Origin of the sequence: Bacteroides sp. HF-162, assembly GCF_015679285.1 — a bacterium.
Taxonomy (GTDB): Bacteria; Bacteroidota; Bacteroidia; order Bacteroidales; family Bacteroidaceae; genus Bacteroides; species Bacteroides uniformis.
On sequence record NZ_CP064937.1, the window covers coordinates 3,818,383 to 3,839,943 of the forward strand.

Here is a 21,561-nt window from a genome sequence, read left to right on the forward strand (position 1 = left end):
GGCTAAAAATTAATGAAATAAATAAGATGGCGGAAGAGGGACTCACCTCATCCTCCACCACCCTATATAATAATATACTAAAATAATCAGAATGTATTAGAAATACATTCTCTATTTTGCATATTTTTATTAATAAAACATGTTGCAAAGTTAGAATGGGAGAGACGTTGACGGCTGCCATGCCATGAAGGATAGCACCCTCAAAGTTAATTTTCAATTCACTAATGATTTCACCTTTATAGGTAATACAATCCTTTTTAAGACCAAGAACTTTGCCAAACAAGCAATTGTCTTCTTCACCGTATTCCACGCTACCGAAATGTCCTTTGTACTTTAACTGTCCTATACTATTTTGTTATCTTTTGTTCTTTACTTTATTAATATTTCTCAATCAGTCTATTCTCACGAATATAAGTTAGTAATTGTTCATCACATCTCCTTTCATTATATTCGACGGATGCGGCTTATGCATTATATACGAATTTTTCCATCCGAACTAACCAATTTACTTCCTACCCCCAACTCCTCCCCTTCCTCCTTGAAGTATCCCAGCACCTTGGCTGGCGTGAGACGGCAGCGTTCCACGCTTTTCAAGCGGCTCTGAAAGATGTAGCGGGAGCGCAGCATGAGGTATATAGTTCAAGCTACGGTGCAAGCGGTGCTGAAGGCAGGCTCTGACATCTTCAGCGGAGAGTTTCATTCCTTTGTTTGGGGTTGCTTTCATTGTAATGGTTATTTTAGAATTGACTGTTGATGTGACGGATTTGCAGAACGCATCATCCATCTGTGCCGGATGCATAATGCACACCGGGCAAACGGATGATGCGTTGGGAGCAAATGCACGTTGCGTTTTCGCTGATAAAGCCTTAATGAGCATTAAGGGTTGTTATATAATATAATATTAACCGCTGCCGGTTTGGAGGTTAGCGGAAAACATGTACATTTGTAATGTGTTTTTCATAGTATTAGATTTAAGGTTAACAAAAGATTGGCTGTCTGGGATAGATGGCCTTTTTTATGTTGTTTTCTGACCTGCTTCGTAGGATTAAGTTTTTAATAGATAAATACTTTAAGGCAGGCACAAGGGGATAAAAAAAGTCCCACAAATCATTGGATTTGTGGGACTTGTGTGTTTACTGTCCGTTTTTTTCGGTTAATTCAGCGGAGAGACAGGGTTTTGAACCCACAACTATAACCGCTTATATTTCAGCTACTTCGCTTTCAAAATTTCAAATAGGTAACGAAACAGTAACGATTTTCACCCATGAAGCCTGTCCGACTTTGACCGCTGTCTGTCTGCCTAACTTTCGGGTTCAAAGATACTGCTTTCTTTTGAATTTTGCAAATGCCTGATAGTAAATATTTTCGGGTTAGTGCAAGGTGCAAGCTATATATATAAATATATACTTGCACCTTGCACTAAAAAAGAATTGGGTAACAACCGATTAAAACAAAATCCGTATATTCGCATACGAAAACAGAAAAAAGGAAATAAATATGTTTACCAACCGAGATGAAGTATTGGAAAAGGCTTTGCGGATATTCGCAAAGATGAATTACGAGAAAGCAAGCCAAATGGAAATAGCCAAGACTTGCGGACTGTCGAAAGCGGGACTAACCTATTATTTCCCGTTCAAGCTGGACTTGTTCATGGCTGTCGCCGACAGGTATGTGTTCGACACCCAGCACTCGAAAAACAAGTTCAACTTCACTGACGGCTCGTTGTCGGAATTTATCGACCAGTACATAGCCGGAGTGGAAAACACGATGCAACGGCTCGTGCGCCTGCTGGATGACGGGAACAATCCCAGCGGGTGCAGTTTTAATTTCTATTACTACCACCTGCTGATGCAGGTAAGGCTGTATTATCCCAACGTGGAACAGAAGATAGCCGCCATATTTGAACAAAACCACCGGCTATGGAAGTCCGCCATTCATCGGGCGAAAGAGAACGGAGAAATAAGGTCGGATTTGGATGTGGAAGAAACGGCTTTGATGTTTTGGCAGATGTTCTTTGGGATGTCATTTGAACAATCTTTTCTTCAAGGGCTGGACACCAAGAAACTATCACAAAAACTGCACTTTATCTATTCGCTGATAAAAGCGTGAAACACGGCTCTATACTGCAATACTTCCCCGTTAGAGGAACTTTAACAAAATAAAACCAACTGTATAGTTGGTTTGCATCTTATCTTTTCCTATATTTGCGGTAATGATATTACTTTCAGTTATATGGACAATGTTCAGAAACAACGGGGAAGCATCGTGCTGCACAAGGAAACAAGGGACGGTGCGGACTACATACGGATAGAACATGCGGACAGTCAGGCTATCGCCCTGCTGTTGGCACAGGACAAGGATGTGGAGCTGTCAGGAAACGGCTCTGCCTATATAGCGTCCGCCGCTTTCCGTCTGCCTGATTTCTACGACCGCTATTCTCCCCACGCCTACATAGATTACAGCCGGGTTTACGTCAGGCATCCGAAGCCCCAACGGGAATACATATTGCCGAAAGGCTACCTCGAACTGTTGGAACAGAAGCGTTACAGCCCCTCGACTATCAAAACATACCGTGCCTATTTCAGCGACTTCATGGAATATCACAAGGGACGGAACATCGACCGCCTGAAAGTCGCCGACATCAACAAATACATACTCTATCTTGTGAACGAGAAGAAAATCTCGGTGTCGCAACAGAATATGCGCATCAATGCTATCAAGTTCTATTATGAGCAAGTGAAAGGCGGCAAACGGCAATATTATGGTGGTATCACCCGTGCCAAAGAGTACAAGAGCCTACCCGAAGTGTTGAGCAAAAATGAAATCAAGCGCATCCTTGCACAAATTTCCAACATCAAGCATCACTGCATGATTTCGTTGGTTTACTCCGCAGGACTTAGAAGAAGCGAATTGCTTAACCTGACCCCGCAGGACATCAACAGTGAAACAATGTCGGTTCGCATTATGGGCAAGGGGAAGAAATGCCGTTATTCGCTCCTTTCACCCAAGCTGCTGGAAGAACTACGGCACTATTTTCGGGAATATCGTCCACAAAAATGGTTGTTTGAGGGCGAAACACCCGGAGAGAAATATTCGGCAAGCGCATTGGTGAAAGTGCTGAAAGAAGCAGCACATCGTGCAGGTATCAAACATCGTGTACACGTCCACATGCTGCGCCACTCCTTTGCCACACACTTGCTGGAACAGGGAACAGACCTGCACACGATACAGGAATTGCTGGGACACAACGACATCAAGACCACAACCATTTATCTTCATGTGTCAAGTGCCCATAAAGCAAAAATCCCGAATCCTCTTGATACACTGGATAATTCGTGAGGTGCAGTTATAGAAGTATAGGAACGACACCATAAGGTGCGGTTATAAATAAATTATGAACAATTAGAGTACACGATATGAGAAATGAAATTTTACAGTTGAAAGATTTGGGTCGTATGCCTAATGAAAGCATCAATGATACAGAGAGTATTGATGAATTAGTAAATACTTATGATGCCTTATTAGAACAAATACAACTTCCCATATCATTTGATGAAGCTATGGTGTTGGTACAAATCTTTCCTGAAAATGCTTTTTATGATTTGCAGTGGAGTTTATTAAAACTTGTAGAGTCTGTTTGCGTTGATGATGAGAATAAGTATATTCAGTTAATAAACTCTTGCCCAAGCCAAGAATGGCGGGACACTCTAAATGCTCGCTATGCAAATTATAAAAGGCACAAGGGGTAAAGTAAGTTCATAACAAGCCGGGATAACGGACTAACGCCGTTCCCCGCCAAGCCATTAATGGTAATAAGGTATATGATAGACTATTTATATTATAGGTTTTATAGATTATGGCTTCATTCTTCTGTATCGGAAGGAGCCACATTTTTGGCAATGCTTTTGTTTTCGGTCATGTTAAGTACAAATGTATTAACCGCATGGGGTATATTAACCCAATACGGAATCATTGATTATCCGTCCGATACTCAATACTATATCATTGAAGGCAGTTTAATAGCATTGCTGTGTGGCAGATTTTTCTTCAAGAAAAGGTACAGAAGAATTATAACCAAGTATGAGGATGAAAACTCTGTGCAACGTAAAGTTGGAGTGTGGGCACTTACTGTATATATAGTGGCAACCTTTATTTGCTTTTTCATAGAGGCATTGCACAGACAAGGAAAAATATAATTTACCATTAACGAAGCAGGATAACGGACAAGCCGTTCCCTGCTGAACCATTAGCAATAAAATTTGAAATATGGATAAAGACGAGATAATATCAAAATTAGGATGGTTTACTCAAATGAAGTCTATACCACCCTTAACTGATAAATTCAAAACAGAGCAAATTATCTTTTTTGAAAATATCATCCATTTCTTACAAGATAATGGATTGACAACTAAAGAAATACTAAAAAAAGGAGAAAAGCCTACAGATAATACTGAAATAAAAATTGGAGATTTAACGGAAGAGGGATTAAAGTTTTATCTGTATGGCATTAGAAAATGGCGACAAAAATACGATAGAGCAAAAGACGGGATTAAAGCAATCAATGACTTTGCTTTTATTGAAAAGAAATTAAAAGAATTTAGAAGTAAAAATATTGCTAACAAAGCGTGATAACGCCTAACAGCGTTCCCCGCTTAGCCATTACCGATAATAATAAAACAAAAAAATATGAACGAACGATATGCCAAATGTATTCCATTCGATAAGAATGTAAAAGGCAGGATTGGTGGCAATCCACCTAAATGTATAGAAGAACAAATCCCTTGCGATTATAAATTCTATGCAACACTGGTACACCCGGAAAAGGAAGATAAGATGCTTTCTATCATCATTCACCAAGATTATGACATTCTTATTGACAACAACATATATCCCTCAATAGCAGTCAAAGTAATAGAACATGAATTTTCTGAAATTGGTAATTGCACAGAAAAACGAAATACCAACTTAGGGATATGTTCTATTAGTGAATATTCAAAAGATAAGGATAGTGAAAATATACTTGTAAAAATAGGTGGTGAACCTTACCTTATCCAAGATGAAGAAAGCTATTATAAAGAATTAGAGGAACATGGTTTTTCTTTTTTCTTGTCGATAGATGAGAACGGATATAGTGAAGATGTTACTATTGGCAGTTATCCTTTCGGATATGGTGCTTTGTATTTGTATAAGCACTGTACAACCAATGAAATAATCGCAGGATTTTGGCAATGTTCATAAAAATATATCGGTAACAAGCACCTGTTCCGCCTAACGGCGGCAAGCTGCAAACCATTAGCTGTAATAGTAGCATGAATAAGATTATTTTCTACACATTGGCATTTCTGTTTTGTTTGCCTACACAAGCACAACAGCGTTTCTTCGGTGTCATTCAGGATGCAGACGGATATACAAATGTACGTGATACAAGTGGAACAGTAATAGGCAAATTATTGGATAATCATGTGTTTGTCGATTGGGATGCACAAAAGAGCCATAAAGAATGGCATAGCGTAGAATATGGAGCAGAAACGGGCATAACCAAGACTTGCCCGAATGGAAATACCCATACAGGAGAGATCCATAAAAGCCGCATCCGTTATTTGGCAGATTTGCCACAGTTGAAGAAACAGCCGCAAAGTACGGATAAATGCCTTGTATATGCCAACGACACATTAACCATAAAGATAATCTTCCAAAAGTTTAATCCACAAAAACATGCCATTGTTTATGATTTGGAAGCAGGCTTTGTTCGGAGTATTGACGGTTGTTCTGACTTGATAGGCATAGATGATAATATTCCGCATGAAGAATACGCATCTGTCACCGTCAAGCACCCTGCCGGAATATTGGAATTTCCAACAGCATACATAACACATCTATACGAACCGAGCCGAAACAATGTTGTCGTGGCATTGGGTAAAGGAAACTCACTGTTCATCAGCACGCAGAACAGTGACGGTGCAGGCGGATATTATGCCGTATGGACAGTAGAAAATTATCTTGTTAAAAGTCTGTTTGTGTTACATGACTTTTGACTAAAATACAGCTAACAACGCAGGATAACGGACGAGCCGTTCCCTGCTAACCATTACAGACAACTTAATACAGAAATATATGGAATATATACCGGATTATCTGAAACCATTTATTATACACAAAGACTATTTTCCTGAATTGATAGAAAATTCATGGTTTAATAATCCTGTGTATTGGAAAGGTCGGTTAATATCACCACAAAACGAAACAAAATTCAAACTTTACTTTTGTGGTGAATTAATTGATAATTCCATTGTAGGCAAGCAAACTTCACCTTTGGCAATATATGCGGATTCAGTACATTTAGGAGAAAGGATTACTCTTTTTGATGAACGGTATAATGGATATGAAGCATTACTTATAGAGGATAACAGAGAACATCCATTATCTCCTGAAATTCAGTTTGTAGACAAAGATGCTGAAACAGAATTTGAAATTATCATTCTTGGATGCAGTAGTACTGATTTCGATGATGAATATCCCGCTATCGAACAAGTACGACTAATCAACGGCGACTGGGTAAACAAAGAGTATCTGAAATGCAATGCTTTCGATTTTATTTCGATATTAATTCGCAATGCCAAAGGTCGGATATATAAGGTATTAGAAATGGAATTATCTTAGTTAAACCGTCTGTAACAAGGTCGAGTTAACAGCTAAACGCTGTTCCTCACCAAACCATTAATATTAAATGAGAAAAAACGATGAATTGGTATAAGTATTGGTATTACACAATTTATTTCATTTATGACCATTTCAGTAAAAACGCTGAAGATAACAAAATATATTCCATTGGATTTTTTTCCTTAGTTATATATATGTTATTTACAGTGTTGGGATGCTTTATAAATAATTTCTTCGACTTTGAATTAATTGGATATATTGCGCATCCCTTTTCCCATTTGATATTCATATTAATTACATTTCTTATAAACAACCTCCTTTTTGACAATACAATAAATGCAAGAAAAGACAGGATGCTTTATAAAGAATTTAAAACACAAAGAAAAAATGTTTTCTTTATCTTATTGACAATTGGAATTATTTTCATGTTCAACTACAATGCTATTTACTTAAAGAAATATTTTTTCTAATTAGGACAACAATAATATTAACAAAGAACGACAACCCCTGAACGCAGTTTCTTGTCAAGCCATTAACAATATGAGTAGCCTTATCACAGCAAAGAGATTTGGGAAAGTTCTGATATGGGTATGGAACAGATGTATAAAGAAAGCCGCCATTCCTTATGAAGAACTTGATTTCCATTACCCCGATTGGGCTTTCATTATTACAGGTTGTATCTTTTTCGGGGTTGTGGCAGGTGTTACCCTGCTTTATTTTGCTTTTATAAAACAATAGACTATTAACAATGAAAGCCCGACTAAAATACCCGATATTCAGCTTTGCCCCCAAAGGCAACATGATATACGTGTTTCGCAAGGAAGAACTGTACACAACGACCAATACCGAGTTGTTGAAGAAGCGGAAGAACTACATTGTAGTGGATGCAACCGGGACGAAATATGTTGAAAAGGGGGCGCACAAAGTGAAGTGGCAAGGGATATTGGGATATTGCATCAGGATGCAGGGACGAGTGATTTCCATTGAATACGAGTACGGGGACAGCCCCGAACCGTTCCCGTTACGGAAACTGCAAGAACTGGTAGCGGAACGATACCCCAAGACACGGTGGTTCAAGGAAGAATGCTGGAACAGCGCAGACGAGTTCCGGCAAGCGATTTTCGCCTGCAAGACCTTTGAGGAAGTGGCGGACATACTGATGCCCGAACGAAAAACGAGCGTTTGGCAGCGCATTGAAGAATATTTCCTGCGGGCAGGTTTTCTTATGCTTGCCGCCATGTTCCTTTATCACGTGGTTTGGCGGCTAATCCAAAAGGTCTGGATATGGGCTACCGGGTAACGTACAGGAAACAAATCAATTCATTCAAATATGGAACAACGGATTACATCATTATTGCTTCCCGCTCCCGAAGCGGAGTTGGAAGCGTCCTGCAAGGAACTGGACGAAAAGGTAACATGGCTGCTGCACAACAGCCGGAAAATGGACAACTACTTGGAACTTGAACCGTTCAGCAAGGACGGGCGGCTGTGCGCCCACGTGTGCGACACGCTCAAAAGCCTGCCGGAAACGCCGACACTGGCGGCATACAAGGACTACAAGGCAATCATTATCCTGCTGGGTATGTCCACCACCCATTACGCCATACTTGACGAACTGGCGGAACAGCACCGCAAGCGGGACGAGATACCCGAACTGACCGCCTACTGCGATGCGCTCCACTGGATGCGACCGGGACGGCAGTACCTCTGCAACGTGTACAACACGGTATGCCACGCTTTCCACCTGCTGCGGAGAAACCCGGTAAGGGGCAACCGACTGCTGGTGACGGAAAAGGAACTGCGCCACGCCGAACGGATGCTGCCGGAACTGGGCAGGCAGACGTTCACCGAAATGGTACGTCTGAAAGGCTACATGGTCTATGATGCCGAGAAACTGGCGGACAAATGCGGCATGGAATACGGCTCGTTCCGGCGAAAGGTAAAGAAAATGACCGGGTACACGGCTAAGGAATGGGTGATAAAGGAACGGGTAAAGGACGTGGAACACTACCTGTTGAACACAAACCTCACGCTTACCGAAGTGGCGTTCACCACCGGGTTCGCATCGACATCGAACCTGAACGACTTCTGCAAGGCTTACTTGCTGGACACACCGGGCGAGATACGCAGAAAAGCGCAGGAAACAAGAAAATGCACAGTTACAAGAACGTAATGTGAAAAATCAAGAATAAAACTGATTTTTTATGCCCGTAACTTTGTGCTTCATAAAAGATAAGCACAAGGTTATGGAACATAAGATACCGTTGGAAACATACTTCGCCGGACTGCTTCAAAAAGTGGAATGGCAGATACAGGAATACGAGGACACCGCAGCGGACACGCTGACGCTCTGCCGCCTATGCGTGGACTACCTGCAAGAGATACTGGGCGAACTCAAAACCTTTATAATCTCCTACCCGTTCGCCAGCACGGAAGAAGAAATACACTTCTTCAAGGAACTGAAACCGCTTTTAGCGAGCAAAATCATCTATTACAATACCGTTTACAAGATAGAGGTGCGCTTCCCCAGCGGCAGCGAGGACGTGCAGCGGGACTACCTGCTGTCGGAAACCGACCGGATTTCAAGGTCGTTCCAGCGGAACTTGGCGTTCTACCAGTACCACCGAACGAAAGCCACCTACTTGGACAGGCAGTATTTCATACGTGGGAAGCCTGACATACAAATCATCGTGGACAGTTTCTATTACGAAACAGACCCACAGTTCAGCACCAGTCACGATTTCAAGGTAGCCAAGATTTTAGCCAACGAACTGCTGGAAATATACCTCACCAACCGTCTGCACGAGCTGGAACGCCGGGAACAGCGCAAGCGGGTGAAGAACGGCTTCATGGGCAGGCTGTTGCGCTGGACGGGGACGAAAAGGGCGTTGGTGGAACTTATCTACGCACTGGACGCCTGCGGCTGTCTGAACAAGGGAACGGTTGATATTAAGGAGATTGTAGCCTACTTTGAATACGTGTTCGACATAGACCTCGGCGACTTCTACCACACCTACATGGAACTAAAAGCCAAGACCAAAGACCGAACGGGCTTCCTCTCCACCCTGAAAGACAGGTTGCTGATGCGCATGAGGGAGCAGGATTAGGCAACCGTGCTTTAACAAAATTTATTTCGCCACAGGTGGGTACATCTGTGGCGTTTTATTTTTCAGGACACCCGAACTTTGCGGCAAATCAATCAGTTACCGTTATGGAAATAATAACATTCGAGTCCAAAGCCTACAAGGAACTGGACAACAAGATTACCGCCATTGCCGACTACATCTTCAACCACATGGAAACGGCAAGGCAAAGCGAGGAAGACATGTGGGTGGACAGCTACGAGGTCTGCACGTTCCTGAAAATAAGCGAAAAGACCCTGCAACGCCTGCGGGTGTCGGGGACTATCGCCTATTCCAACATCAGGGGACGCTACTTCTACAAGGTCAGCGAGATACGCCGGATGCTGGAAGAACGCCTGATAAGGAGCAACAAGGAGAACATCGACAACCTGATAACCAACCACCAGTTGTATGCTAAGGAAAGAGGAAATCTTAGAAAGGACAAGTAACGGGCTGGCGGTGTTCAAACACTACCTGCCCGGAAACTGGCGCATAGGTCGCAACTTCCTTAACCCGCTGTACGAGGACAGCAAGGCTTCCTGCAACATCTACTTCGACCGCCGGGGCGGTATCTACAAGATGAAAGACTTCGGCAACGACAGTTATAGCGGCGACTGTTTCTTCCTCGTGGGGCAGTTAAAGGGGCTGGACTGCAACCGGGCGGCTGACTTCGTGGAGATACTGGAAATCATCGACCGGGACTTGGGTTTGGGGCTGGCTTCCGGCACTCCGGTTTCCGTTCCCCCGGCAACCGTCCGCCGGGCAGTGCCGGACAAACCCGAAGAAACGTCCGAAAAGCCCGTCAAGCCCTACCAGTTCCGGGAACAGAAGTTCCCGCTTGCCGAACTGGTGTACTGGCAACAGTACGGCATCACGCCCGAACTGCTGGAACGTTACAAGGTCTGCTCGCTCCGGGAGTATCACAGCGAAACGGCAGAGGGCAAACCGTACACCTACACTTCATCGGTGGCAGAACCCATGTACGGCTACAAGGGCAAACAGCACATCAAGCTGTACCGCCCGTTCTCCACGCCCCGCTTCCTCTACGGCGGCAGCTTCGGCGAGAACTACAGTTTCGGGCTGGAACAACTGCCAGCCAAAGGCGACACGCTATTCATCACGGGCGGCGAGAAAGACGTGCTTTCGCTGGCGGCGCACGGTTTTCACGCTATCTGCTTCAACAGCGAAACGGTGACTATCCCTCCCACGCTGGTCTATCGGCTGACGTTCCGCTTCAAGCACATCGTCCTGCTCTTTGACATGGACAAGACGGGCAGGGAAAGTTCATGCAAGCAGGAAAAACTATTGGAAGAATTTGGCGTGAAACGCCTGCTGCTCCCGCTTCCGGGAACGAAAGAGGAAAAGGACATATCCGACTACTTCAAAGCCGGGAACACCCGTGAAGATTTCCTGAAGCTGTTTATCGAATTTTTAGACAACCTGTATAGCGACACATTGATTATGCTAAAATCATGCGAGATAGATTTCAACAACCCGCCCGCCAAAGCACAAGAGATTATTTCGGCGGGTGACGTTCCGCTGGGGACACAAGGCAACCTGTTCGGCATCACCGGGGGCGAGGGAACGGGAAAGAGCAATTATGTAGCCGCAATCGTGGCGGGCTGCATCTGCCCGGCTGGTGCGGAAGTAGATACGCTGGGCATACAGATAACCGCCAACGGCAGGCACAAGGCGGTCTTGCTTTACGATACCGAGCAATCGGAAGTGCAACTGTTCAAGAATGTAAGCAACCTGCTGGCACGTGCCAAACAGCCGGACAAACCCGATGAACTCAAAGCGTTCTGCCTGACGGGTATGTCACGCAAAGAACGCTTGAACGCCATTGTGCAGAGCATGGATAAGTTCTACTACCAGTACGGCGGCATCCAGTTGGTCGTCATTGACGGCATCGCCGACCTTGTTAAGAGTGCCAACGATGAAGCGGAAAGCGTGGCGGTGATAGATGAACTTTATCGGCTGGCTGGCATCTACAACACGTGTATTCTGTGCGTGCTGCATTTCGTCCCCAACGGTTTGAAGCTGCGGGGACATTTGGGCAGCGAGTTGCAGCGCAAGGCGGCTACAATCCTTTCGATAGAGAAAGACGATGAACCCGCCCAGTCGGTGGTGAAAGCCCTGAAAGTAAGGGACGGAAGCCCGCTGGACGTGCCGCTGATGCTCTTTGCATGGGACAAGGAAGCCGGGATGCACGTGTACAAGGGCGAGAAGCCCCGTGAGGAAAAGGAGAAACGCAAGGAAAGGGAACTGGTGAATGTCGCACATGACATCTTCGGGCGGCAGACACGCATCACCTACATAGACCTTTGCGAGCAGTTGCAGCAGGTATTGGACATCAAGGAGCGCACCGCAAAGAGCTATATCCGCTTCATGCGGGAAAGGGACATCATCACCAAAGACACGGCGAACCAAAGCTGTTTTGTCATCGGTTCATATCATCTTCAAAGGAACGCAAGCTGCCCGTAGGCGTATGGGCTGAACTTGTGTATTTTTAGGTGCTTGTGTCCTGCCCTGTTGTGATAACACGGCAGGATTTTTTCTGTTTGCACGTGATTTTTCAGGGTATTTGCTTAACTTTGCAGAAGTTACACGGAAAAGTAACGGCAGTTGGACGGCGGTTGCCGGAATATTGCCTTTATATATAACATATACGTTCGCCGAACGTCCCAAAGTAGAAAACTGGCACTTTTCAAAATGTGGGGATATTCAGCGCAGGATATGCTATGCGTTTGTCATAGCGTGGCTGCACTGTTTCCACATTTGGGTATGCCAGTACCTCTACTTTGAAACAGCGTCATGCCACGCTTTCTTTTTTGGGGTTGCGGCTAACGTGCCAAGACAGTAGGGATTTATATCACTTTAATACCTGACAATATGGAACAAATCAAAGCGCACATCGCCGTATCGCTGGACGGGCATACCGCCACGCCGGACTATGAACTGGACTGGATGCCCCGTGAGGTCAAGGAACTGGCGGCAAGGGAACACGCCGCCGCAAGCTGCCTGCTTATGGGGGCGAACACCTACAACTACATCTTTGAACACTGGGGCGGGTGGCCGCACAAAAGCAAACGGTCTTTTGTGGTGTCACACTACGACACCAACGTTACACCGGACTGCGGGGTGGAGTTCCTGACCGAAGAACCGCTGCAAAGGGTCTATGAACTGAAACAGGAAACCGACATGCTGGTGGTGGGTGGCGGCAAGCTGCTTACTTCATTGATTAAAGCCGGACTGCTGGACAGCCTGACAATCTACACCGTCCCGGTCATGGCGGGCAAAGGCATCGGTTTTGTCGGGGAAACATCCGGCTCGCTGTGGAAGCTCTCGGAAAGCAGGGTGCTGGATAACGGGGTGGTCTGTTCGACCTACCTGTTTGGCGGGAACATATAAAAAATGCGCCCGGTTTCCCTCCGGGCGCAACCACTAAAATTTCAATTATTATAAGCTGTAAAACCTATCACAATGAAATTTCAGCGGCAAAGATAGGCTATTTCTTCGGTTTCGCTTTCTTTTCGGGGAATGAAAAACCGACATTGAACTGCTCGTCCAGTACCAGCGAAGCATCGAAAGCCTTGCCGTTCTTGCCCTTGAAGCCCTTGATTAGCCCGGTCTTGCGTTTAGTCACCAGCTCGACAATCTGCTTGTCGGAAAGCTGCTTGTCGCACTTGTTGCGGAATATGGTAAGCGTGCAGTCCACGTTGGAACACTTCGCCACTTTCGGGTAGAACAGGATGCGCCCGCTGCCGCATTTCGGGCAGGGGCAGGTTTCACCAGTAGCGACAGATAGCTGCACCGATAGCAGTTCTGCGGTGATTTGCGTTGCGTACACCTCGATGCCCTTTCGGAACGTGTCGGCATCCATGCTGCCCGCTTCTATCTTGGCAAGGGCGGTTTCCCACATGCCCGTCATTTCGACATCGGCAATCTTCTTGTCCTTGACAATCCCATAAACGGCAAGCCCCTTGTCGGTAGGCACAAGGTTCTTCTTCTCACGCACGATGTACTGGCGGGCGAACAGCGTTTCGATAATCGCCGCACGGGTGGCGGGCGTGCCTATCCCGACATCTTTCAGGCTGGCTTTCAGTTCGGCATCTTCCAGTTCCCTGCCTGCGTTCTCCATTGCCGCCAACAGGCTGCTTTCCGTGTGCAGCGGTTTCGGCTTGGTCTGCTTTTCGAGCAGATCCACGCCGGAGAGTGGCAAATATTCTCCCTCTTGGAGTGGCGGCAGGCTGGCGGCTTCTTCATCCCCGCCCGTTTCCGGCTCGCCGAACACGGCACGCCACCCGGCTTCTTTCATCACAGACCCTTTCACCGTAAAGTCGGTATCTCCCCCTGACAGCAAGGCGGTGGTAACGTCTTTCACGCACTTGCCCGAAAAGGCTTCCAGCATACGCCCGGCTACCAGCTCGTAAACCGCCCGCTCGTCTTTGGAAAGTTCGCCGGGCAGGTTCTCGGTAATGATTAAGGCGTGGTGGTCGGTCACTTTGCCGTCATTCACGCTGCGGCGGTTCAGGGGTGTGCCGTCCAGCCCGGCGGCATACCCGGCAAAGCGGGAGTATTGCCCCAGCAGGGCGACACGTTCCGGCATTTCATCGAAAACGTCCTCCGGGATATAGCGGCTTCCGGTTCGGGGATAGGACATCACTTTCTTTTCATACAGGCTTTGCGCTATGGAAAGCGTCTTGTCAGCCGAGAAGTTCAGCTTCGTGTTCGCTTCCTTTTGCAGCGTGGTAAGGTCGTACAAAAGCGGCGGTTCTTGGCAGGCTTCTTTCCTCTCAACGGATTTAACCACAAGTTGCCCGGCATCCTTTACCCGTTGCAGGGCGGCTATGGCTTCGGGCTGCTGTTCCCACTTGGCGGTCGATTGGGCGGTAAAATTTATTCCCCCGCTGGCGGTCACCGCTTTGAGTTGCCAAAACTTGGCGGGTACGAAATTCCTGTTCTCCAAATAGCGGCCGCATATCATCACGAGCGTGGGTGTCTGTACCCTGCCCAGCGAGAACACCCCCTGCCCGGCAGCTACGCTCAACGCTTGGGTGGCGTTTATCCCTATCAGCCAGTCCGCTTCGCTGCGGGACTTGGCAGAGAGGTAAAGGTTATCGTAACGCTCTCCCGGCTGCAAGTTATCCAGCCCCTCACGGATTGCCTTGTCGGTAAGGCTGCTTATCCACAGGCGCACAAATGGTTTCCGGCAGTTCAGGTAATGGAAGATATAGCGGAAGATTAACTCACCCTCACGCCCGGCATCGGTGGCGACAATAATCCGGTCGCACTGGTCGAACACTTCCTTTATCACTTTCAACTGTTTCAGCACGCCGGGGTCTGCCTTGTACCCTTTCTCCGCTTTCACCTGACGGGGGATTAGCTGGAAATCGGGCGGCAGTATGGGCAGGCTCTCCCTGCGGAAGTTCGCCACGCCGTAGGCTTCCGGCATGGCAAGCTGGATTAAGTGGCCGAACGCCCATGTCACCATATACCCGTTGCCGGAAAGATAACCGTCATTACGCCCGGTCGCACCGATGATGCGGGCGATGTCCTTTGCCACGCTGGGCTTTTCTGCTATCAATGCAATCATAATTCTTTACTTTTTAATGGTGGATATTACATTTTCATTCCTCTGGACTTCTTGGGCTTGTCAGCTTTCAGGCTCTTGTCCTGCGCTTTCTCCTGCTTCTCTTTCTGCTTGGGGGTGGGCTTGTCCTGACCCTGTTTCAACGGCTCTTTGCCCTGCTTGGTGGCTTCGTTGGTCTTGCCCCCGGAATTGACCGCTACCTGCGTCCGGTTCTCGGCGGCGGGGGTAACGTCTTTCGGCTGCACCTTGTCGTGGGATTTGCCCTGTGCGCCGGGCTGTACATGACCGTTGAACTCAACGCCCTTGCCGTCCTTTAGCCCGGCTACCTGCTGTTCTGCGGGCTGCTGCCCCTGCTGCAAGAACTGGACGGCGGCACGGGGCAGGAACTCCAAGCCACGCTCCACCGCACTGACCTGCAAATAGGCACTGCGCTTCGTGCCGTCCCTGAATTGCAGGTTTTCCATTTTCACCGCTTGCCCGGCTTCAAAGGCGGCTTTCTGTTCCGGGCTGACTTGCACGTTACAGATTGTATCGGGGCATTTCCATTTGTCAGCCCGCATGTATTCCAGTTCGTGCGTGTACCTGTCCCGGCTGACAAACACGGGGATTTGCTCGCCGCTTTTCGAGTCTTTGATTTCAGCGATGCCGCCCAAGTTGCCAGTGCCTTGCAAGTTGCCCTGTTCCTGCTTGGTGAACCCGTGTTCATGGAACGGGCGTTGCAACAGCTTTTCGTCCTGCTGCACGCCGTGCAGCTTGGGTACTACCGTGCCGTCCTTTGCCTGATAGAAAGAGAGCTTGACATCGGTAGGTTTGAGGTAGAAGCCGCCCACCGTCCCCGAAACGGTGTAGGTATTTCGGGACTTGTAGCCACGCATCACCCGGTCGAAGTCCTTCGTGTTTTTCAGGGTGTCGGCGGTGATGCCGACTTTTTTCAGGTTCTCCCAGTCGATTTTTGCCGGGTCGAAGCGGTAACCCTGCTTGAACTCGTGGAAGTCGGGCTTCGGAACTCGAAGCATTTCAGCCCGCTTGTCGCCCTCCGGTGTAGGGTTGCGGTGGTTTTCCTCGATTGCCTTTGCGTCCCGCTCCGCTTCGGAAGCCTTGACGCTGAACAGTTCCAGCCCGGAAGTGTCCTGATACTTGCGGTAGAAGTTGGAAATGAAGTTGCTGAACACATCGCTGTTCTTGTCCACCTGCATGAACTCGCCACCGTGTGTTGGCGGTACGGTCTGCAAATTGCCCTCCTTGTCAATACCCTTAACGGCACTCACCTTTCCCTGCTGTTTATCCAAGACCAGCAGCACGTCTTTTTCCTGCCCCTCTGCGGGCGGGGTCATTCTGTTTGCCATAAATAATTGAAATTTTAGCGGTTACGGGAATAGTCCCGCCCAAAGGTAGCGACTAAATATGCTATATTTGGACGGGCGGCAAGGGCTGTCCGAATTTGTCCTGCGGTGTCCCGATTTGTCCGGGTGGGATGAAATTCCGCAACCATTGGTTGCAGAATTGAAAAGGGCATAAAAAAAGAGAGTGAATGATTTCACTCTCTTTCGATGAACCCTTTGTGAACCCTTTGGTCGTTTTTTGAAATAGCTAAAACTCAAGTAATTTGCATATTTTGCAAAAGAAAATCATTCGAGTATGAACCATATGTGAACCCTTTAATGGATTAGCGGGGAACACTGTTTAAGCGTCATCGCGCTTCGTTAGTAATCTGTTATTGCACTCGTTTCAAATCCCCGATAGATTGGAGTGACATTTCTATGTAGGGAATAGTTTTTAGAATATGGATGTTATCTATTGCTTCTTTACCACCCAATGCCAATGCCGATACAAGACATGGAGATTATAGAATAAAAATAATTCATCTTTCTTATTATCAGTCATTTGAATATTTTCTGTTTTTCTCTATTTTTGCCATTTTCTGTTATTCAGTACACTTTGAAATATCATTTTCTTTTGTACCTTTGCATCCGCAAAAAACAAAAGAAAATCAACTATTTAGTGTAATTACCCGGTTACGGCACCTAAATCGAGATAAAACCTCTAAACAATGGCAATGTTAGAAAATAAAACGAAAGAAAACCCCAAGCTGGAGCAAAATAAGCTCTCGGACGGTAGAATAAGCCTTTACTTAGAGTATTATTTCCTCCTCAAATTATTAAAAGTAATACTGTCAAAAAGAAATACCTTTTATTCTTACTCTTTTCGCCAGTACTTATATCTTGCAGTCAACAGAAAAAAGTTTAGTACGGTTTGGATATATAGACAAAAAACAGACTAAACTCCAAACATGGAAATTCAGATATTTTTTATACATTTCTCTTATATACAAATGATAGCCGAATTCAATTCATATATGAGTAACATAGACATAGACTTCTTCAAGGAGTTGTGTCTGAAACATGGAGAGTTACGACATTATAAAAAGAATGAGTTTATTCTCCATGAAGGTGATGCCTGTTCTTTCTTCGGGTTTATCTTATCAGGCGTAGTCAAATACAGTTGCACCAACCGGACAGAAAACAAGCCGTATAATGTCGGTTTTTCCTTTCCAAATGAATTTATAGCCGATTATCCCACTTGCTTATATGGCATGAAATCAGAATTGAATATACAGGCGATAATCCCGTGCGAGATTTACATCTGTTCTTCTACATTCTTACAGCAAAAATTCAAGGAAAATAATGAAAACCAACGGATAGCCCGTATCGCAGCCGAACAGATGTTTTTCCAATCATATTCACGTTATTTGGATTTATTCAGATTCACACCGGAAGAGCGTTACCTCCAACTTTTAAAAAAATGCCCTGCAATCCTTCAAATGGTATCACTAAAAGAAATAGCATCCTACCTTAAAATTACACCCATACACATGAGCCGAATCAGACGCAAGCAAAGTTTTGACAACAAAAAATAAACATAGGTTTAGAAATTTACATTCATAACAATATTCCAAGAGTATCTTAATCTGCCAAAGAATTCTTCTTTTTATCTTTGTCTTATCTTTGGTTGGTTCAACGAAGAGACAAAATAAAGATTGAATGAGTTAAACAAGAGATTAAAAAAAAGAATATGAAAACAAAAGAAATTCTTGGAATACTTATGCTATTCCTCTGTACATTCAGCTTTATAAGCTGCGACGATGATAATGAACAGACAAATGAATTAACCCCCGAAGCACTTTATCAGACTTCATGGCGTGGAACAGGGCATTGTGAGGCTTGGACAGTACAAAATATGGGGGTCGGTATGCAATTTGTAGATACTCGGAAAGGGAAAGTAAATTGGGAAGGTTACGATGAAATTGATATTACTTATACAATAGAAGGGAAATATATCACATTTAATAGCAATGCTTTATATTTGGGTGGAGCCCCTTGGATTATCAAAAGCTATACCCAAAAACATATAACCATTATACAGAATGAAATTAGTCCAGATAAAGAGAAAGTAGCTACAATTGAATTAGAGAAAATAGATTAAACTGAATCATGGGAACATTAAGTTGCATAAATGTATGCTACAACAGAACAATGAGAACCGTGAGATTTGCAAATTGAGCAAAGAAAGTCATAAATACCTTGTAAATAAAGGAAAAAATGCAGATTCATCTAATATTCCTTTATGTGCTATTATCGGGCTGGTCTATGGGCTGAAACACAAGGAAAAGAGATTCACCTTGTTCTTTTGTATAGGATTGGTTATTGGGTTAGGATGAGCAATTTATATGCTACTGCTAATAAGGTCAATGTAAATCAAAGGAATATGAAACTGAAATATATATTGAATGCTATACTATTTGTTTTGGCATTATCTTTTTTGTCTATGTGTATATTTAAGACTACAGAGTTAAGTTTAAAATGTATACAATTTGCTGTATCTATCTCTTGTATAGGAGCAATGTTTTCTACAAAAAGATATAGATACATATTTGCATCTATTGCTTTAATCATTATAGGAATATCTTTTTCACTTTAAATGTCCATAATAACGATAATGATTTGATTATTGAATGGTATAATAATAGTCCAGTCTACAGATAGCGACTAAAAACGGGGGCAAGGGATGCCCGAATTTGTCCTGCGGAGCTTGAAATTATCCGGGTGCGATAAATCTCCAACTGTTGGTTGGAGATTTAAAACGGGTACAGACCGAAGTTAATCGCTTGCTTTAGACGAGCCATTTGTGAGCCATTTGTATAGTATTGTTTTCGGCTTATAATCAGCATTTTACAAAAATCGCATTATACTTGTGAGCCATTTGTGAAGCGTTTGGCAAGCCTTTGATTGAGTTTCCTTTATTCTTCTATTATCAGGTGACACGACAAAAAGAAAACATCTTCGGCAAAATCTTTGTTATGTTTTTGCAGGTGATTACATAATATACTATCTTTGCATATAGAAACAAAGGACATAAATATGGCTTCATTCAGGAAAGAGATACTTGGGCAGATTGAACGGATAGATACCGGGCGTATATTCACGTTCCGGGATTTGTCGTTTGAAACGGAAAAGACCGCCAATGTTGCGGTGCTACTTTCCGAACAGAGCCGCAAAGGGGTACTGGTACGGGTTGAAAAGGGGGCGTACTACCGTCCCAAGAAATCAGTGCTGGGGCTGGGAAAGCTGCCTGTCTATCAGGATGAACAGTTCCGCTACCTGACTGAAAAACTGAACGGCTATATCACGGGGGCTTACATCTATAACAAAATGGGGCTGACCGAACAGGTAGCCACAACCATAACGATAGCCACTCCTAACCCGGTTCGCCGTTTCCGTTTCAAGAACTTGGATATAGAGTGCGTGAAAGCCTACTGCATGGACTACCCGGATGAAAGCCTTGTCCCGTACTTGCGGCTGCTCGATGCGATAAAGGACATGAAGCGCATACCCGGAACAACCGGGCAGGACATCTACAACCGGGTCAAGAGCCAATATTTCAACGGGTACAGCCTGCCGGAACTGGAAAAAATCGTATCTTTGGCGAAAAGTTACCCGCCACGTGTCAGAAAGGTGGTGGCGGACATACTGGGCGACATCAGACAAACCGTATTGCAAACAGAAATGGCAAAGACCATTCTTCCCACGACACGGTTCAACTTGGATTATAAAACGGCATAGGACAGAAATATGAATTTACATTCGGACAAGGAAGCGTTCAAGGAAATCATCGCACTGGCGGCTGAACATTTCGGCTACGAGCAGTCGCACGTGGAAAAGGATTACTGGGTATCGAAGATACTGCGGGATATTTCCATGTCCGAATATGCGGATAAGACCTACTTCAAAGGCGGGACTTCACTTTCCAAAGCCTACGGGCTGATAGAACGCTTCTCGGAAGATTTGGACTTGTTCGTGTTCACGGGTGACAAAGGTGCGTCCAAGCAGGCTGAAAAGACATTGAACAAGAAACTTTCCAAATATATAGCCGAACTTAACAGTGACATATACAAGGAAGATTTGTCGGAAACGGGCGGTAATTACCGCAAACTGTATTTCTCGTATGACAATGTATTTCAGGGTGTGGGACTAAAAGAGCATTTGGAAGTAGAGATAAAATCCTGTGACCTGCCGGACAAAAAACTGATGTTCTACCCGGCGGACAAGCGGGTTATCAAACCGATTGTGACCGCCTTTCTTGAAAGCATCGGGCAAGAGGAACTGATAAGCACCTACGGGCTGGGAAGTTTTGAAACGCAGTGCATCAATCCCCGAAAGACTATCTGCGACAAGGTTTCAAGGCTGGTAAAGCTGTCTTACAATGAGGATGCAGCCGCACTGCTGGCAAAGCATATCCGTGACGTTTACGACTTGTCGGCACTCTACCACAATCAGGGATATAACGATTACCTACATTCGGAAGATTTCTTGGATGCCATGTACCGGGTGACGATAGAGGACGGGCTAAACAAAAACTCCCGTTCGCACTTGTCGCTGGCTGATGCTCCGATATTCAAGGATGCCGAAGCGGTCATGGCGTTACCCGAAGTGGCTACGGCGTACACTACCGATTTGAAGAAACTGACCTTTGACAAAAGCAATATGCCGCCGATAGGCAAGGCTGTGGAAACATTGAAGAACCTGCACGAAATATTAGTGCGTTTTGAAGCCTACCGCACAAAAAAACAGAATGAAGAACAACCGTAAAGCTACATCGGCTGTTCTTCACTCCATACATTATATTATA

At 45.2% G+C, this 21,561-nt stretch carries 22 protein-coding genes; 19 read left to right on the plus strand and 3 right to left on the minus strand.

The features are described 5' to 3' along the window. Window positions 1-471: 471 nt before the first annotated feature. On the minus strand, window positions 472-627 hold the full coding sequence (locus ITJ87_RS16135) for a hypothetical protein (RefSeq protein ID WP_226791197.1): 156 nt from the start codon (window positions 625-627) through the stop codon (window positions 472-474). 870 nt (window positions 628-1,497) lie between these two features. Between ITJ87_RS16135 and ITJ87_RS16140 the strand changes: the two genes are divergently transcribed. The 15 genes from ITJ87_RS16140 to ITJ87_RS16205 all read left to right on the plus strand — a co-directional run bounded on the left by ITJ87_RS16140 (window position 1,498) and on the right by ITJ87_RS16205 (window position 13,193). Then, window positions 1,498-2,109, plus strand: coding sequence for a TetR/AcrR family transcriptional regulator (locus ITJ87_RS16140; protein WP_042994499.1), 612 nt, complete (start codon window positions 1,498-1,500; stop codon window positions 2,107-2,109). A 123-nt stretch (window positions 2,110-2,232) separates the two neighbouring features. Next, window positions 2,233-3,339: a site-specific integrase gene (locus ITJ87_RS16145; RefSeq protein WP_032588375.1), complete on the plus strand. Its 1,107-nt coding sequence runs from the start codon at window positions 2,233-2,235 to the stop codon at window positions 3,337-3,339. Between the two features lie 77 nt (window positions 3,340-3,416). Continuing rightward, window positions 3,417-3,749 (plus strand): hypothetical protein, encoded by a 333-nt coding sequence (locus tag ITJ87_RS16150; protein ID WP_032535954.1) that lies wholly within the window; start codon window positions 3,417-3,419, stop codon window positions 3,747-3,749. A 72-nt stretch (window positions 3,750-3,821) separates the two neighbouring features. Beyond that, window positions 3,822-4,196, plus strand: coding sequence for a hypothetical protein (locus tag ITJ87_RS16155; RefSeq protein ID WP_016274266.1), 375 nt, complete (start codon window positions 3,822-3,824; stop codon window positions 4,194-4,196). 70 nt (window positions 4,197-4,266) lie between these two features. Next, a complete protein-coding gene (locus ITJ87_RS16160; RefSeq protein WP_004328536.1) occupies window positions 4,267-4,629 on the plus strand; it encodes a hypothetical protein in 363 nt (120 codons plus the stop codon). A gap of 57 nt (window positions 4,630-4,686) precedes the next feature. Beyond that, window positions 4,687-5,238, plus strand: a complete 552-nt coding sequence (locus ITJ87_RS16165) for a hypothetical protein (protein ID WP_032847355.1) — start codon at window positions 4,687-4,689, stop codon at window positions 5,236-5,238. 71 nt (window positions 5,239-5,309) lie between these two features. Then, on the plus strand, window positions 5,310-6,035 hold the full coding sequence (locus ITJ87_RS16170; RefSeq protein WP_115485126.1) for a hypothetical protein: 726 nt from the start codon (window positions 5,310-5,312) through the stop codon (window positions 6,033-6,035). A 79-nt stretch (window positions 6,036-6,114) separates the two neighbouring features. Beyond that, window positions 6,115-6,660: a hypothetical protein gene (locus tag ITJ87_RS16175; RefSeq protein ID WP_115485125.1), complete on the plus strand. Its 546-nt coding sequence runs from the start codon at window positions 6,115-6,117 to the stop codon at window positions 6,658-6,660. Between the two features lie 540 nt (window positions 6,661-7,200). Next, entirely contained in the window at window positions 7,201-7,398 is a 198-nt protein-coding gene (locus ITJ87_RS18820; protein ID WP_032588338.1) for a hypothetical protein, read from the plus strand. Between the two features lie 10 nt (window positions 7,399-7,408). Continuing rightward, window positions 7,409-7,960: a hypothetical protein gene (locus ITJ87_RS16180; RefSeq protein WP_032588336.1), complete on the plus strand. Its 552-nt coding sequence runs from the start codon at window positions 7,409-7,411 to the stop codon at window positions 7,958-7,960. Window positions 7,961-7,990: 30 nt separating this feature from the next. Further along, window positions 7,991-8,833 (plus strand): AraC family transcriptional regulator, encoded by an 843-nt coding sequence (locus ITJ87_RS16185; protein WP_032535963.1) that lies wholly within the window; start codon window positions 7,991-7,993, stop codon window positions 8,831-8,833. Between the two features lie 31 nt (window positions 8,834-8,864). After that, window positions 8,865-9,767: an RteC domain-containing protein gene (locus tag ITJ87_RS16190; protein WP_007482647.1), complete on the plus strand. Its 903-nt coding sequence runs from the start codon at window positions 8,865-8,867 to the stop codon at window positions 9,765-9,767. A 35-nt stretch (window positions 9,768-9,802) separates the two neighbouring features. Continuing rightward, the gene (locus ITJ87_RS16195; RefSeq protein WP_007482646.1) at window positions 9,803-10,231 is read left to right on the plus strand and encodes a helix-turn-helix domain-containing protein; all 429 of its coding nucleotides are present in this window, start codon (window positions 9,803-9,805) and stop codon (window positions 10,229-10,231) included. Continuing rightward, window positions 10,194-12,266, plus strand: a complete 2,073-nt coding sequence (locus ITJ87_RS16200) for a bifunctional DNA primase/helicase (protein ID WP_007565634.1) — start codon at window positions 10,194-10,196, stop codon at window positions 12,264-12,266. Before ITJ87_RS16195 ends, ITJ87_RS16200 begins: the two co-directional genes overlap by 38 nt. A 408-nt stretch (window positions 12,267-12,674) precedes the next feature. Beyond that, the gene (locus tag ITJ87_RS16205; protein ID WP_004326099.1) at window positions 12,675-13,193 is read left to right on the plus strand and encodes a dihydrofolate reductase family protein; all 519 of its coding nucleotides are present in this window, start codon (window positions 12,675-12,677) and stop codon (window positions 13,191-13,193) included. Between the two features lie 97 nt (window positions 13,194-13,290). Here the strand turns inward: ITJ87_RS16205 and topB are convergent, their stop codons facing one another. Next, complete coding sequence (gene topB, locus ITJ87_RS16210) at window positions 13,291-15,378, minus strand: type IA DNA topoisomerase (protein ID WP_032588335.1); 2,088 nt, start codon at window positions 15,376-15,378, stop codon at window positions 13,291-13,293. A 26-nt stretch (window positions 15,379-15,404) separates the two neighbouring features. Continuing rightward, window positions 15,405-16,721: a DUF4099 domain-containing protein gene (locus ITJ87_RS16215; RefSeq protein WP_196096293.1), complete on the minus strand. Its 1,317-nt coding sequence runs from the start codon at window positions 16,719-16,721 to the stop codon at window positions 15,405-15,407. Window positions 16,722-17,665: 944 nt separating this feature from the next. On the opposite strand from ITJ87_RS16215, the gene ITJ87_RS16225 reads away from it, so the two are divergent. The 4 genes from ITJ87_RS16225 (at window position 17,666) to ITJ87_RS16240 (ending at window position 21,521) form a co-directional block, all read left to right on the plus strand. After that, window positions 17,666-18,292, plus strand: a complete 627-nt coding sequence (locus tag ITJ87_RS16225) for a Crp/Fnr family transcriptional regulator (RefSeq protein WP_004309980.1) — start codon at window positions 17,666-17,668, stop codon at window positions 18,290-18,292. A 155-nt stretch (window positions 18,293-18,447) separates the two neighbouring features. Then, window positions 18,448-18,858 carry a hypothetical protein gene (locus ITJ87_RS16230; protein ID WP_004309979.1) on the plus strand — a complete coding sequence of 137 codons (411 nt, stop codon included), beginning with the start codon at window positions 18,448-18,450 and terminating at the stop codon, window positions 18,856-18,858. 935 nt (window positions 18,859-19,793) lie between these two features. Then, window positions 19,794-20,495 (plus strand): DUF6088 family protein, encoded by a 702-nt coding sequence (locus ITJ87_RS16235; protein ID WP_011202384.1) that lies wholly within the window; start codon window positions 19,794-19,796, stop codon window positions 20,493-20,495. 9 nt (window positions 20,496-20,504) lie between these two features. Then, complete coding sequence (locus tag ITJ87_RS16240; RefSeq protein WP_032588333.1) at window positions 20,505-21,521, plus strand: nucleotidyl transferase AbiEii/AbiGii toxin family protein; 1,017 nt, start codon at window positions 20,505-20,507, stop codon at window positions 21,519-21,521. Window positions 21,522-21,561: the final 40 nt, after the last annotated feature.

Coding starts and splice junctions, on each gene's coding strand:
- ITJ87_RS16155 (WP_016274266.1), top strand. CDS start 3,822: ATGATAGACTATTTATATTATAGGTTTTATAGATTATGGCTTCATTCT.
- ITJ87_RS16160 (WP_004328536.1), top strand. CDS start 4,267: ATGGATAAAGACGAGATAATATCAAAATTAGGATGGTTTACTCAAATG.
- ITJ87_RS16235 (WP_011202384.1), top strand. CDS start 19,794: ATGGCTTCATTCAGGAAAGAGATACTTGGGCAGATTGAACGGATAGAT.
- ITJ87_RS16215 (WP_196096293.1), bottom strand. CDS start 16,721: ATGGCAAACAGAATGACCCCGCCCGCAGAGGGGCAGGAAAAAGACGTG.
- topB (WP_032588335.1), bottom strand. CDS start 15,378: ATGATTGCATTGATAGCAGAAAAGCCCAGCGTGGCAAAGGACATCGCC.
- ITJ87_RS16190 (WP_007482647.1), top strand. CDS start 8,865: ATGCCCGTAACTTTGTGCTTCATAAAAGATAAGCACAAGGTTATGGAA.
- ITJ87_RS18820 (WP_032588338.1), top strand. CDS start 7,201: ATGAGTAGCCTTATCACAGCAAAGAGATTTGGGAAAGTTCTGATATGG.
- ITJ87_RS16140 (WP_042994499.1), top strand. CDS start 1,498: ATGTTTACCAACCGAGATGAAGTATTGGAAAAGGCTTTGCGGATATTC.
- ITJ87_RS16200 (WP_007565634.1), top strand. CDS start 10,194: ATGCTAAGGAAAGAGGAAATCTTAGAAAGGACAAGTAACGGGCTGGCG.
- ITJ87_RS16225 (WP_004309980.1), top strand. CDS start 17,666: ATGGAAATTCAGATATTTTTTATACATTTCTCTTATATACAAATGATA.
- ITJ87_RS16135 (WP_226791197.1), bottom strand. CDS start 627: ATGCTGCGCTCCCGCTACATCTTTCAGAGCCGCTTGAAAAGCGTGGAA.
- ITJ87_RS16150 (WP_032535954.1), top strand. CDS start 3,417: ATGAGAAATGAAATTTTACAGTTGAAAGATTTGGGTCGTATGCCTAAT.
- ITJ87_RS16185 (WP_032535963.1), top strand. CDS start 7,991: ATGGAACAACGGATTACATCATTATTGCTTCCCGCTCCCGAAGCGGAG.
- ITJ87_RS16145 (WP_032588375.1), top strand. CDS start 2,233: ATGGACAATGTTCAGAAACAACGGGGAAGCATCGTGCTGCACAAGGAA.
- ITJ87_RS16170 (WP_115485126.1), top strand. CDS start 5,310: ATGAATAAGATTATTTTCTACACATTGGCATTTCTGTTTTGTTTGCCT.
- ITJ87_RS16165 (WP_032847355.1), top strand. CDS start 4,687: ATGAACGAACGATATGCCAAATGTATTCCATTCGATAAGAATGTAAAA.
- ITJ87_RS16230 (WP_004309979.1), top strand. CDS start 18,448: ATGAAAACAAAAGAAATTCTTGGAATACTTATGCTATTCCTCTGTACA.
- ITJ87_RS16240 (WP_032588333.1), top strand. CDS start 20,505: ATGAATTTACATTCGGACAAGGAAGCGTTCAAGGAAATCATCGCACTG.
- ITJ87_RS16180 (WP_032588336.1), top strand. CDS start 7,409: ATGAAAGCCCGACTAAAATACCCGATATTCAGCTTTGCCCCCAAAGGC.
- ITJ87_RS16205 (WP_004326099.1), top strand. CDS start 12,675: ATGGAACAAATCAAAGCGCACATCGCCGTATCGCTGGACGGGCATACC.
- ITJ87_RS16175 (WP_115485125.1), top strand. CDS start 6,115: ATGGAATATATACCGGATTATCTGAAACCATTTATTATACACAAAGAC.